This window comes from Streptomyces sp. NPDC052301, assembly GCF_044593395.1.
GTDB lineage: Bacteria > Actinomycetota > Actinomycetes > Streptomycetales > Streptomycetaceae > Streptomyces.
Genome location: NZ_JBIUBE010000002.1, coordinates 501553 through 513709 on the forward strand (window position 1 = coordinate 501553; position 12157 = coordinate 513709).

Sequence of the window (12157 nt, forward strand, 5' to 3'; positions counted from 1 at the left end):
CCTGCACCCTCCCCGAACAGGCGAGTCCGGTAAGCCGATAACATGCGGCGCCATGAGCTCCCCCACTGGACCCGCGTCCGGCCTGCCCGTACGAATGCCGCGACCCCGCCAGCCCGGACGGCACCGCCGACCGGAACCGCTGGTGGCTCCCGAGGGCGCGCCCGCGCTCGTCCTCGCGGTGCCCGGTGTGCCCAGCGCCGCCACGCGCGGCCTCGCCGAGGAAGTCGTGAGCATCGCCCGCTCCGAGCTCCCCGGCCTGGACGCCCGGATCGGGTACCTGGACGGGGACGATTCCGAATTCCCCACGCTGCGGTCCGTGCTGGCGCGCGCCGCCGAGGAGCGCACGGCCCGTTACGAGCAGGCCGTGGCCGCCGGGGTCGAGGGAATCAAGGAGCCCGACGGGCCGGTCGCCGTCGTCGTTCCGCTGCTGGCCGGTCCGGACAGCGCCCTGCTCCGCCAGATCCGCCAGTCGGTGATGGACAGCCGGGTCGCCGCCGACCTGACCGATGTGCTCGGTCCGCACCCGCTGCTGGCCGAGGCGCTGCACGTACGACTGTCCGAGGCGGGCCTGGCCCGCGCCGACCGCGCCCGGCTGTTCACCGTGGCCACCGCGGCGGACGGCATCATCCTGGCCTCCGTCGGCGGCGAGGAGGCCGTGCAGGCGGCCGGCATCACCGGCATGCTGCTCGCCGCGCGCCTCGCCGTGCCGGTGATGGCGGCGGCCCTGGACCAGGAGGGCTCCATCTCCTCCGTGGCCGAGCAGCTGCGTTCCTCCGGCTCGCAGCAGCTGGCCCTGGCGCCGTACCTGGTCGGCCCGGAGATCGACCCGGCGCTGCTGGCCGCGGCCGCCGAAGAGGTGGGCTGCTCCACCGCCGAGGCGCTGGGCGCCTACCCGGCGATCGGCAAGCTCGCGCTCGCCAAGTACACGACGGCGCTGGGCATCTCCCCGCAGCAGCCGCAGGGCGCGCCCGTCCGCTGACACCCCAGGCATCCGTACGACACAGGGTCCGCTCCGCACCCCGGGAGCGGGCCCTTCGCCTTTCCGGAGGCGGCCGTCGCGGGGCGGACTCGAGCGGACCGACCCGACCGGACGGGCTCAGCCGAAGACGACGCAGGAGGCCGCGGGAACCTGGACGAAACCGTCGTAGCGGGGCAGTCCCGTCGTCTCGTCCACGGCGAACCAGGTCACGTCGCCGGAGCGCTCGTTGGCGGCGTAGAGGTGGCCGTCGTGGTGGGCGAGTGCGCGCGGCCAGCGCCCGCCGCAGGGCACGGTGCCGACGAGCCGGAGGCCGTCCGCCTCGACGGCGAAGGCCGACAGGACGTCCTCGCCGCGGGTCGCGGTCCACACGAAGCGGCCGTCGGGCGAGACGACGATGCCCGACGGGTAGGCGTCACCGGCCGGGGCTCCCTGCAGCACCGGCACCTCGGCCAGCGGCTTCAGGGAGCCGCCCTCGGTGTCCCAGCGGCACACCGTCACGGTCGGGGTGAGTTCGTTGACGACGTAGGCGTGCACGCCGTCCGGGTGGAAGGCCAGGTGGCGGGGGCCGGAGCCGGGGCGCAGGGCGATCTCCCGATGCAGGACGGGGGTGCCGTCCGCGAGGGTGCACAACCGGACCGAGTCCGTGCCGAGGTCCACGCTGACCGCCCAGCGGCCGCTCGGGTCGGGTTGCACCTGGTGGGCGTGCGGGCCGCGCTGACGCCGATCGTGCGGGCCGGAGCCGGTGTGCTGGAGCCGTCCGGAAGGGGTGCCGGCGAGGCTGCCGTCCGGGTGGACCGGTACGGCGGTGACGCTGCCGCAGCCGTAGTTGGCGGTCAGCACGTGGCCCGCGTGCAGGCTGAGGTGGGTGGGGCCACGGCCGTCCACCGGGACGGGCGGGCCGGTGAGTTCCGGACGGTCGCCGTCGACGCGGTAGGCGGCGACGGCCCCCTCGGCGGTCTCGCTGACCGAGTAGAGGGTGCCGCCGTCCGGGGAGAGAGCCAGGTAGGAGGGGTCGGGTACGTCTCTCACGGCGGCACGGAGGGTGAGGGCGCCGCCGAGCGGGGCGACCTCGGCGGTCACCAGTCCGGGCCCGCCCGCCGCCGTGAACGAGCCGATGAACGCCCGCGGCCTGCCCGGCCTGCCGTTCACTGCCACCGCTGTCCCCTCTCGGTCGAGCCAGTCCGGGGCCGACGGTAGCAGTCGGCCGCCTGCGGTCTGGACCAAGTGGGTGACGTGGGAGGTGTCTCCGCCCACCACCACCCCGACGAGCACCGGTGCTCAGCAGGCGCAGCCTCGCACGCGCCGCCCCATCAGCCCCTCAGGCGCCCACGAGCCTCGAGCCCGACGGCGTGCGCAGGGGTTCCGCCAGGTCGGCGAGGGCGCGTTCCAGGCCGTGGAGGTGAGCCAGGGCGGGCTCGGCCGGCTGCTCGGCAGGGCTGTGGACGGGGTCCTGGCGGCCGGCGGTCAGGGCCTCGACGGCGGCCTCCACCCGCCAGCAGGCCGCGGCCAGGCGGGCGTCGTGGGAGGCCTCGGGGTCGGCTGCGACCGCGACCAGCCCCCGGATCTCCCGGGCGCAGTCGTCGAGCAGCGCGAGCACCCGGCGGGCACGCCGCTTGCGGGCCGGCATCGGGTTGAGCGGGTGCACCAGAGGGGCCACGGAGAGCCTGACCCGGCCGAGCAGCTGCTCCAGCTCGGCCACGCGGGGCGCCGGGTCGGCCGTGGCGGAGCCGGCGAGCCGGGCCGCGGCCTCGGCCGTGCAGGCGTGGACGCAGCGCAGGGCGCGCTGGATCCAGGCGTCCGTGACGGCGTGGGTGGTGACCGGCAGCACGAACAGCACGGCGAGCGCGGCGCCGAGCGCGCCCACGCCGGTCTCGGCGAGGCGCAGCGCGAGCAGGGCGGGGTGGAGGACGCCGAGGAGGCCGTAGAGGAGTTCGGCGAGGACGGTCACCCAGAGCATCATCCAGGTGTAGGAGACGGCGGCCGTGTAGAAGATGCCGAAGACGGCGACGGCGAGGAGGACGGCTGTCGGGACGGGCGCGCCGTGCACGGGGACGGCGACCAGGAAGCCCAGCCCGATGCCGATCAGCGTGCCGAGGACCCGGCGGAAGCCGCGCACCAGCGTCTCACCGCGCGAACTGGTGTTGACGAAGACCCACCAGGTGGCACCGACGGCCCAGTACCAGCGCTGTCCGGACACCAGCTGGCCCACGACGAGCGCGAAGCCGGCGCCCGCGGTCGCCTGGACGGCCTGCCGCGTGGTGACCCGGGCGAGCCCGGACCCGGCGGGTGGAGCGGGGACCACCGGCGCGGGCAGCCGGCGCTCGTAGCACCACACGCCGAAGCGCACGGCGGCCGCGCTCAGCACGGACAGCAGGACCGCGGCGTACAGCTCGGGCAGCCGGTCCGGGGTGGCGTGCAGGAACTGGGCCACGAAGAAGGTCATGAACGCGAAGACCCCCAGGCTGTGTCCGCGCGGACCCCAGCGGCGCGCGTACACACCGGTGCCGACGACGGCGAGGAAGGCGAGGTCCCGGGCCACGGGGAAGTCGTGCAGCTCGGCCGCGGCGGCGAGCACAGGCACACCCACCGCGGGCAGCAGCGCGGTGGTGACCGCCTGCCCGCGCACGGTGGCGTCGGTGACGGTGAACAGGGCGAGCAGCGCGGCGAGGCCGCCGGTGACCGCACCGACGAGGGAGTGTCCGGCGAGGAAGCAGACGACGACCGCCAGTCCGATGCCGAGGACGGCCCGGGCGGCGAAACGCATCCGCGCCCGCCCCGGGTCCGGAGCCACGAACATCCTCTTCAGCACTGCTGTCCTCCCCTGGGAACCGTCGGCACGGAAAAGGCGCCGCGGGATCCGCAGCGCCATCGACGTGTCCATGAGAGCATCCTGGACGTCACTGGCTCAAGTGTCGCCCGAATCACTGAACCATCGGCCCAGACAGGATGCCGTACGCACGTCCACAGGAATGCCATCGGACCAGGTCGGGCGGTCCACCGGGGTTGTCGACCCCTGAGCCATTGGTACAGTCGTAGATCATGGCCGTGGACGCACTCGACACCCGCATCCTGCGGCTGCTCCTGGAGCAGCCGCGCACCAGCGTGCGCGAGTACGCCCGCATCCTCGGCGTCGCCCGTGGCACGCTCCAGGCCCGACTGGACCGCATGGAGCGGGACGGCGTGATCACCGGCACGGGCCCCTCCCTGTCCCCCGCCGCGCTGGGCCATCCGGTGCTGGCGTTCGTCCACATCGAGGTCACCCAGGGGCATCTGGACGATGTCGGGGACGCGCTGGCCGCGGTACCGGAGATCGTGGAGGCCTTCTCGATCACCGGTGGCGGAGACCTGCTCGCCCGGGTGGTGGGCCGGGACAACGCCCACCTCGAGGACGTGATCCAAAAGCTGATCAGCCTGCCGGGCGTGGTGCGCACCCGTACCGAAGTGGCGCTGCGGGAGCGCGTTCCCCACCGGCTGCTGCCGCTGGTGGAGTCGGTAGGCCGGGCCGCACGCGCCTGATCCGCTCCCCTTGCCCGCCCGTAGCGTCGACTCGCCCGAGCGGGGCACACCTGCTGCGAGGGCACGGGCAGGGAGAGCGCCCTTCGGCGGGCTCGACTCCGGCGTCGCCGACCCCGCCCGGTCCGACGGCGGCACGCTCCTCGACGTGGTGTGGGCCGGGACGCCCGTCCGGGGACGAGGGGGCGCTGCGCGGGCAGGTGCGAGAGGTCGTGGACGCGTGGGTGGCGGGCCGGAACCGCCGACGGGGCCCCGACGCGCGCGACATCGTCCTTCCGTGCGTTGTGCCTGGTGGATGCCTAGCGTGGCCCCATGACCATGTCTCAGACCCGAACGGCCACCGGTGACCGGCGGCGGTGGACGGCGCTCGGTGTCTGTCTGACGGCGGGCTTCATGACGCTGCTCGACAGCTCGATCGTGAACGTGGCCCTGCCCTCCATGGAGCGCGGGCTGGGAGCCGACGCGGCCGACGTGTCGTGGGTGGTCTCGGGGTACGCCCTGACCTTCGGGCTCGCCCTGGTCCCGGCGGGCCGGCTCGGGGACCTGCGCGGCCGGCGCGAGGCCTTCCTGGTGGGGCTCGCCCTGTTCACGGCGGCCTCGGTGGCGTGCGGGCTGGCACCCGGTGCCGGCTGGCTGGTGCTGTTCCGGCTGCTCCAGGGCGCGGCGTCGGGCATCGTGGCACCGCAGACGACCGGGCTCATCCAGCAGATGTTCCAGGGCGCCGAACGCGCCAAGGCGTTCGGCATGCTGGGCGGCGTCGCCGGGCTCTCCACGGCGGTCGGACCGCCGGCGGGCGGCCTGCTGATCCAGTTGTTCGGCGCCGACGACGGCTGGCGCTGGGTGTTCTACGTCAACCTGCCGATCGGCCTGGCCGCGTTCGTCGCGGCGCTGCGGCTGCTGCCCCGGGCCCCGGTGAGGACGGGCAGGCGCGAGCATCTCGACCTGCCGGGCGTCGCGCTCCTGGGCGCGGGCGTGCTGGCACTGATGCTGCCCCTGGTGCAGGAGCAGCAGTGGACCGGCCGCGAGAAGTGGGCGCTGCTGCCGGTGGCCGTGCTGCTGCTGGCGGTGTTCCGGGCCTGGGAGCGGCGGCAGGGCCGGCGCGGACAGGCGCCCCTGCTCGATCTGGACCTGTTCTCGCTGCGGTCCTTCACGCTGGGCGTGCTGCTGAACCTCGTGTACTTCGCGGGCTTCACCGCGGTGTTCTTCGTGTACACGCTGTTCCTGCAGAACGGTGTCGGCTACCACGCGCTCGCGGCGGGGCTGTCCTCTCTGCCCTTCGCGATCGGCTCGGCCGTCGGCGCCACCACCGGGGGCCGGCTGGTCGTCCGGCACGGCCGCAAGCTGGTGATCGCCGGCCTGGGCGGGGTGGCGCTGGGCCTGCTGGGGGTGATCGCGGCGGTGCAGCTGGTGCCGGGCCGGGATGTGGGCTGGGCGGCGGCGCTGCCCCTGCTCGTCGCGGGGTTCGGCTCGGGTGTGACGGTCTCCCCCAACACCACCCTCACCCTGGCCGGCGTCCCCGTACGGCGGGCCGGGGCGGCCGGCGGTGTGCTGGTGACGGCCCAGCGCATCGGCTCGGCGGCCGGGATCGCCGCGGTGGGCGCGGTCTACTTCGCCCACCTGGCCAACCACGGCAGCCCGGGCAGGGCCCTGCAGCTCGGACTGCTCACGACCGTGGGGATCATCGTCGTCGCCCTGGGCTTGGCCGTGGCGGACCTGCGGGCGCGCGAGAAGAACCCGGAGCCGCAACCGACGGAGGCGGTGGAGGCGGTGGCCGGCCACTCGCGGCCGCAGGAGCCGGACCCGACCACCTGAGGCCACGCCCCGGCGCCGCCCCGCCGATCCCGGGCCCGCTCTCCCCCGGCCTTCCTGCTGCCCCTGTTCTACCCGTCGCCGCTACGACCGGCGGCGCGGCTTGCCCCGCTTGGCGGCTGACGTGCGGCCCCGCGGCGTGCGGCCCGCCGACTTGGCCTGGGCCGGCTTCTGCCGGGTGCCGGTCTGCTCGGAGCGCTTGCGCTTGTGTTCCGCCGGTGGCTGGTCCGCCGTACGGCCCCGTGTGCTGTTGACCGTGCGGCCGCGCACGATGCCGATGAAGTCCTCCACCAGGTCGGTGGTGGCCTCCTCCGGCCAGGACAGGGCGATGCTCGACCGGGGGGCGTCCACCACCGGGCGGTAGGTCAGGTCCTTGCGATGGTGGAGACGGGCGAGGGACTGGGGGACGATCAGCAGGCCGACGTTCGCCGCCACCAGTTCGATGGCGTCCGGCGTCGTCGCGGGGCGCTCGAAGGCCGGCTCGCCGGGCGGGCTGTCCCAGTCGAAGACGTCGTCGAGGGGGTGGAAGAGCACCTCGTCGGCCAGGTCGGCCAGGGTCACCTCGTCCGCCGCCGTGATCAGGTGGTCCTTGGGGACGACGACGACAGAGGTCTCGGTGTAGAGGGGGATCGCGCTGAAGAACGTACGGTCCACGGGCAGCCGTACGAAGCCCGCGTCCGCCTCCCCCGCGCGGAGAACGTCCGGTGCCTCGCCGGCGGGTACCTGGACGAGGGTCAGCGGGATGTCCGGCAGCCGCTCGTTCCAGATCCGCACCCATTTGGCGGGCGTCACTCCGGGGACGTACGCGAGCCGGAACGACGGTGATTCCTCCGAGCCTGTCACCAGGCCAGGTTACCGGCCGTGGTCGGTGCTCCCCCACACGGCCGATACCCTTGACCTCATGAGTTCGCAGCAGAGCACCCAGACGATGAAGCCCGCGACCGCGGCGAAGAAGCTGGGTGTGTACCTCCCCGCCACCCCCGCCTCGTTCCAGGAGGGCGTGATCTCCCGCGCCGAGCTGAACGAGCTGCAGGCGAACCCGCCGGAGTGGCTGCGCGAGCTGCGGCGCAACGGCCCCCACCCGCGTCCGGTGGTCGCCGCGAAGCTGGGCGTGTCCATCGCGGGCCTCGCGCGCGGCGGCGTCACCGAGCCGCTGACCAGCGAGCAGATCGAGGCGCTCAAGGAGGAGCGGCCCGAGTGGCTGGAGAAGGAGCGCGCCACCCAGGCCGAGGTCCGCAAGGAGACCGAGCGGATCAAGAACCTCAAGAAGGAGAAGGAGCAGAAGGGCGCCTGAGGGCGCCGGCTCCCTGCGTTCGGCGCGGACATCCCGGCACTGCTCCCCTCACCCTGGTCCGCGCGCCCTCCCGCTCGGGCACGACGCGCCGTGACCGGTTCCGCCGGGGCCGCCTCGCGCGCGGCCACCGGACGCCGAGCCCGACAGCGCCGGCGGTTGCGAGCAGATGGCGACTGTCTGCTCGCCGAGTGCGGGGGTGTCGTACTGCGGCTGACCGCCGCCCGTGCCCGTCCCTCGTTGCCCCACCGCGACGGTCTGCGTCTGCCGGCCGCCGTCCGGGGCAGCTCGCTGCGGGTCGCCGCCCGGCTCACCCCCGTCCCGCATCCCCGGGCCCAACTCCTCGCCGGCGAGCATCCGACGCTGCCCGGAGCCCGGGGCGACCTGGGCCGCGACCGGCTGCAGCACGCGGACCTGCCCGCCGCCCCGGGGCGCGCGGTGCCCGTCCCGTAGGAGGCCCCGGTCCATCTGCTGCGCCGACGCGTCCAGCAGGCGGTCTCGGGCGGCCGGCGCGTGCTGGTGCCGGACGTCGGCGGCCGCTGCACCGAGGAGGTGGACCGGGCGCTGTGCGCCGCCGCCTGGTCGGAGTGAGGCGCGGGCACGACCGGGTCGCGGGGAACGGTGCCGGGACCGACCGGCGCAACGAAGGCGGCGGTCATGTTCCGTACGGGTACTGCCCGTTCACCCTGAGGAGTCGTACGTCCCGGGCGTCGTCCCGGCGTCGAGGCATCACCCGTGACGCTCGCACCGCACATCGTGCGTACAGCAAACCGCAGGCCCACCGCCCCCACTGATCGACTCCGGGACCGCCACCCACTCCCCGTGGCACGTCGTCACGAAACACGTGGAACGCCCCCGGTCAGGGGCAGGCGATCACCTGTGCCGCGTAGCTGAGGCCCGCACCGAAGCCCATCAGCAGAATCGGGTCCCCGGGCCGAACCCGGCCGAGGTCGATGAGCCGTGACAGGGCCAACGGCACAGACGCCGCCGAGGTGTTGCCGGTCTCCACGATGTCCCGGGCCACGGCGGCGTTCGTGGCGCCGAGGCTCGTCGCCAAGCGCTCGATCATCCGTAGGTTCGCCTGGTGCGCCACGAAGCCCTTGAGGTCGGCCGGGGCGACCCCGGCGCGCGCACAGGCCGCTGCCGCCACCGCGGCCAACTCCGAGGTCACCCAGCGGTAGACGGCCTGGCCTTGCATGGTCACCCTGCCGTACCGGTCGGGGATGGCGACCAGTCCGGCCTTGTCGCCGTCGCCGCCCCACTCCACCGGGTGGATCCCCGCCCGGTCCGCGGCGACGACGACCGCCGCACCGGCTCCGTCGGCGAAGACGGTGGCGGTGTCCACGTCTTCCTGGTCCACCCAATCGGTCATCCGCTCGGCCCCGATGACCAGGGCGCGGCGGCTGGTGCGGGAGCGGATGAGGCCGTCGGCGACGCCGAGGGCGTAACAGAAGCCGGCGCAGGCGGCGTTGACGTCGAAGGCCGCGATGTGCGGGACACCGAGGAGCGCCGCGACGGACGCCGCGCCGCTCGGCATGGGCGACGGCATCGAGCAGGTGGCCAGGACCAGCAGATCGACGTCGGCGGCGGCGATACCGGCCGTCGAGAGCGCTTTGGCCGCCGCGCCGGCCGCCATCCCCACGACGGTCTCCTCCGCTCCGGCGAACCGCCGCTCGCGGACACCCACCCGCCGCTCGATCCACTCGGCCGTGACACCGAGGCCCCTGCTCAACTCTTCGTTGCCGACGACCCGTTCGGGGCGGACACCGGCCACGGCCGCGATCCGGGAACCGGCCATCGCGTCGATACCGGCCAGAGCGGATGAATTGGACGACATACGGTCACCTCGAGCTGTCTGCGGCGGCGAATGATCCGTCGGGCTCTGAAAAATTCGACCCTACGGGGACCTTGAATGTGGACGGCATTTTGTACGGAGTCGTCAATTCCACTTGACGAAAATATTCCCTTACTCGCATCCGACTCCACACACGACCGTGAACCGGAGACGAAAGAAGGTTGAATAAAAGCCAGGATTGCGGTGCGCATTGCCTTCCACCACGCCCGCGTCGAATTCCGGCGGAAGGTCGAAAGACACGCCCCCGCCCTCTGCGACCAACGCCGCGAGTCCGGACCGGACCGGCTGATAGGGTGAACTCACCGTGACATCAATAGCAGTTGACCGCTCAATCACTTGCGGTCGCGGCCATCGCCGCACCGTGAGGGTGCAGCCCGAGTGACGCAAGTCACAACGGTGGCCGGCCAGTTCTGACGCTGTCTTACTTACTGTCGGGGCGCAGGGGGAATGGTGATTGTGTTTAATAGCTCGATCCGATTCCTCCCGCGGTGACGATTTGCTCAAGGAGTTGGAGAAGCATGTACGGGGACAAGCTTCCGGGCCGCGGAGAAGTCGATGGGCGAATAGGGGTCGGCGGCGGCCGACTGGCATCGGTGGAACGATCCGCCCTGCGGGTACTGACGCCGCGGGAACTCGAAGTGTTCAGCGTGCTGCCGGACGGTGAGGGGAACCGGGAACTCGCCCGCCGGCTCGGCATCGCGGAGCGGACGGTCAAGGCCCATCTGACCAGCATCACGAGGAAGCTGGGGCTGCGGTCCCGGGTGGAGGCCGCCCTCCTCTCGGCGGAGTGGTCGGACGACCTCCGGCCCGGTCCGACGGACCTCGACAGGCCGTAACACCCTCGTGACCGAGTCCCTTCCGGTGGGGGCGGCGGGCGGGCCGCCCGGAGCCCACCCCACCGACACAGACGAGCCGCTCGACACGGGCGATCCCCTCGACGCGGTCGAGCTGTGGACGCTGTGGATTCCGGATCACGCCGCGGCGGCCGCCGCGCGCGCCGGGGTCCTCGACGCCGAAGAGACCGAGCGTGCCGCCGGGTTCCGGGATCCGGCGGCACGCACCCGCTTCGTCACGTCCCACGTGGGGCTGCGCGTGCTGCTCGGCGCCCGTCTCGGCACCCCACCCCGGGACGTCGCTCTCGTCCGCGAGCGGTGCGGGATGCCCCACTGCGAGAAGCAGCACGGCCGTCCCGCCGTCGCCGGGCACCCCTCGGTGCACTTCTCGCTCTCGCACGCCGGGGACATCGCGCTCTACGCGCTGGCCGGCGCGCCGGTCGGGGCCGACATCGAGTCCCTGGAACTGGCCGTCGACGGCCTCGAACGGATGGCCCGGCGCCTGCACCCCGCGGAGCGCCGCGCCCTCGACGCCCTGCCTGCGACGGTGCGCCAGGAAGCACTGCTCGGTTGCTGGGTGCGCAAGGAAGCCTTCCTCAAAGGGATCGGCACCGGCCTGCCCGGCGGGGTCGGCGCCCACCACGTCGGCCTCGCCACGGCACTGGCCCCACCCTGGGCGCCGCCCGTGCCCGACGGCTGGGCCCTCCTCGACGTGCCCGCGCCCGACGGCTATCAGGCGGCCGTCGCGCTGCGTCTCCCGGCCTCCTCGGGACGGAGACGGCTCCCCGCCCTGCGTACCTCCCGGCTGCTGCTGGGGTGACCGGAACGACCGGGGGGAGGCGACACGCGGGTCTCGCCCGGAGGACCGGCCGGCGTGGGAGATCTGGTCGAGGTGCCCGGCCGAGACGGCCGGGGTGAACGGCGTGCCTGGGCGGGGCGCCGTCGAGCCGGTCACCCTACTGCTCCGCCGCCGACTTGACCACCTTGTTCAGCCGGTGCATCCGGGTCGCCAGGCTCATCCGGCCCTCGAGGCGGAACGGTGGCGGTTGCCGTCCGTCCACGTCGGCAAAGCCGTACTCGACCGCCAGGTCGCCGGTGCTGAGCACTTTGCCCGTGCGCCCCATCACCTCGGGGTCCGCGAGCAGGGCCGTGATCGCCCGCCCCACGTACTCCGGGGAGTGCACCACCGACGCGGGACCGTCGCCCATCGCCTCCCAGGCTGCCTCCACCCGCTCCGTACGGACGAAGCCGGGGTGCAGGGAGAGCGCCGCGACGCCCTTCTTGCGCAGGTCGGAGGCGAAGCCCCGGCACATGCGGTCGGAGGCCGACTTGAAGACGTCGTAGCCGACCTGGCCGAGGTAGATGTCGCCGTCGGAGAAGCTGATGCCGACGACCAGGCCGCTCTGCTGCGGCAGCATCAGCGGGACGAGCCTGCGGGTGACGTCGTACTGGGCGCGCAGCGACGTCTCGAACAGCTCGTAGCGCCACATCGGCTGGTCCCAGAAGGGCGCGTCGAAGCGGACCTCGGCGGAGCGTTCGTAGCCTCCCCAGGCGTTGTTGACGAGCAGGTCCAGCTTGCCGTGATCGGCCTGGACGCGGGCGGCGAGCGCCTCGTTGTCCGCGGCCGCTCCGTGGTCCAAGCGCACGGCGATGCCCTTGCCGCCGCGCTCGGTGACCTCCTCGGCGGTGTCCTCCACCGTGCCGGGCAGGCCCTCGGTGCGCGCGCCGTCCCGAGTGCTGCGGCCCGTGACGTACACGGTGGCGCCCGCGGCGCCGAGCGCGAGCGCGATGCCGCGGCCCACACCACGGCTGGCGCCGGTGACCACGGCCACCTTGCCGCCCAGGTCCGGCGATTTCCAGTCCTCGTTCACAGCATG

12 protein-coding genes are annotated in these 12157 nt (G+C 73.5%); 7 read left to right on the forward strand and 5 right to left on the reverse strand.

Features of this window, described 5'->3' with window-relative positions:
- Nucleotides 1–52: 52 nt before the first annotated feature.
- Entirely contained in the window at nucleotides 53–979 is a 927-nt protein-coding gene (locus tag ACIHEJ_RS05980) for a sirohydrochlorin chelatase (RefSeq protein WP_400132411.1), read from the forward strand.
- Nucleotides 980–1096: 117 nt separating this feature from the next.
- Here ACIHEJ_RS05980 and ACIHEJ_RS05985 read toward each other — a convergent pair whose 3' ends face one another.
- Nucleotides 1097–2128 carry a lactonase family protein gene (locus ACIHEJ_RS05985; RefSeq protein WP_400132863.1) on the reverse strand — a complete coding sequence of 344 codons (1032 nt, stop codon included), beginning with the start codon at nucleotides 2126–2128 and terminating at the stop codon, nucleotides 1097–1099.
- Between the two features lie 169 nt (nucleotides 2129–2297).
- Complete coding sequence (locus ACIHEJ_RS05990) at nucleotides 2298–3788, reverse strand: FUSC family protein (protein ID WP_400132865.1); 1491 nt, start codon at nucleotides 3786–3788, stop codon at nucleotides 2298–2300.
- A gap of 230 nt (nucleotides 3789–4018) precedes the next feature.
- On the opposite strand from ACIHEJ_RS05990, the gene ACIHEJ_RS05995 reads away from it, so the two are divergent.
- A complete protein-coding gene (locus ACIHEJ_RS05995; RefSeq protein WP_400132412.1) occupies nucleotides 4019–4495 on the forward strand; it encodes an Lrp/AsnC family transcriptional regulator in 477 nt (158 codons plus the stop codon).
- 309 nt (nucleotides 4496–4804) lie between these two features.
- The gene (locus ACIHEJ_RS06000; protein WP_400132413.1) at nucleotides 4805–6304 is read left to right on the forward strand and encodes an MFS transporter; all 1500 of its coding nucleotides are present in this window, start codon (nucleotides 4805–4807) and stop codon (nucleotides 6302–6304) included.
- A gap of 81 nt (nucleotides 6305–6385) precedes the next feature.
- On the opposite strand, the gene ACIHEJ_RS06005 is transcribed toward ACIHEJ_RS06000, so the two are convergent.
- Nucleotides 6386–7144, reverse strand: coding sequence for a LysR family substrate-binding domain-containing protein (locus tag ACIHEJ_RS06005; RefSeq protein WP_400132414.1), 759 nt, complete (start codon nucleotides 7142–7144; stop codon nucleotides 6386–6388).
- 58 nt (nucleotides 7145–7202) lie between these two features.
- Here ACIHEJ_RS06005 and ACIHEJ_RS06010 point away from each other — a divergent pair, with 58 nt between their 5' ends.
- The gene (locus ACIHEJ_RS06010) at nucleotides 7203–7595 is read left to right on the forward strand and encodes a DUF5997 family protein (protein ID WP_400132415.1); all 393 of its coding nucleotides are present in this window, start codon (nucleotides 7203–7205) and stop codon (nucleotides 7593–7595) included.
- 156 nt (nucleotides 7596–7751) lie between these two features.
- On the forward strand, nucleotides 7752–8045 hold the full coding sequence (locus ACIHEJ_RS06015; RefSeq protein ID WP_400132416.1) for a hypothetical protein: 294 nt from the start codon (nucleotides 7752–7754) through the stop codon (nucleotides 8043–8045).
- Nucleotides 8046–8451: 406 nt separating this feature from the next.
- Here ACIHEJ_RS06015 and ACIHEJ_RS06020 read toward each other — a convergent pair whose 3' ends face one another.
- The gene (locus ACIHEJ_RS06020) at nucleotides 8452–9390 is read right to left on the reverse strand and encodes a beta-ketoacyl-ACP synthase 3 (protein ID WP_400132867.1); all 939 of its coding nucleotides are present in this window, start codon (nucleotides 9388–9390) and stop codon (nucleotides 8452–8454) included.
- A 650-nt stretch (nucleotides 9391–10040) separates the two neighbouring features.
- Here ACIHEJ_RS06020 and ACIHEJ_RS06025 point away from each other — a divergent pair.
- Nucleotides 10041–10283: a helix-turn-helix transcriptional regulator gene (locus ACIHEJ_RS06025; protein ID WP_400132417.1), complete on the forward strand. Its 243-nt coding sequence runs from the start codon at nucleotides 10041–10043 to the stop codon at nucleotides 10281–10283.
- A gap of 7 nt (nucleotides 10284–10290) precedes the next feature.
- Nucleotides 10291–11100 (forward strand): 4'-phosphopantetheinyl transferase family protein, encoded by an 810-nt coding sequence (locus tag ACIHEJ_RS06030; RefSeq protein WP_400132418.1) that lies wholly within the window; start codon nucleotides 10291–10293, stop codon nucleotides 11098–11100.
- 136 nt (nucleotides 11101–11236) lie between these two features.
- Here ACIHEJ_RS06030 and ACIHEJ_RS06035 read toward each other — a convergent pair whose 3' ends face one another.
- Entirely contained in the window at nucleotides 11237–12151 is a 915-nt protein-coding gene (locus ACIHEJ_RS06035) for an SDR family NAD(P)-dependent oxidoreductase (RefSeq protein WP_400132419.1), read from the reverse strand.
- Between the last annotated feature and the right edge of the window lie 6 nt (nucleotides 12152–12157).

What these genes read in the sequence shown, in the direction of transcription:
- ACIHEJ_RS05995 (WP_400132412.1), top strand. Translation starts at nt 4,019, where the DNA reads ATGGCCGTGGACGCACTCGACACCCGCATCCTGCGGCTGCTCCTGGAG.
- ACIHEJ_RS05980 (WP_400132411.1), top strand. Translation starts at nt 53, where the DNA reads ATGAGCTCCCCCACTGGACCCGCGTCCGGCCTGCCCGTACGAATGCCG.
- ACIHEJ_RS06000 (WP_400132413.1), top strand. Translation starts at nt 4,805, where the DNA reads ATGACCATGTCTCAGACCCGAACGGCCACCGGTGACCGGCGGCGGTGG.
- ACIHEJ_RS06020 (WP_400132867.1), bottom strand. Translation starts at nt 9,390, where the DNA reads ATGGCCGGTTCCCGGATCGCGGCCGTGGCCGGTGTCCGCCCCGAACGG.
- ACIHEJ_RS06010 (WP_400132415.1), top strand. Translation starts at nt 7,203, where the DNA reads ATGAGTTCGCAGCAGAGCACCCAGACGATGAAGCCCGCGACCGCGGCG.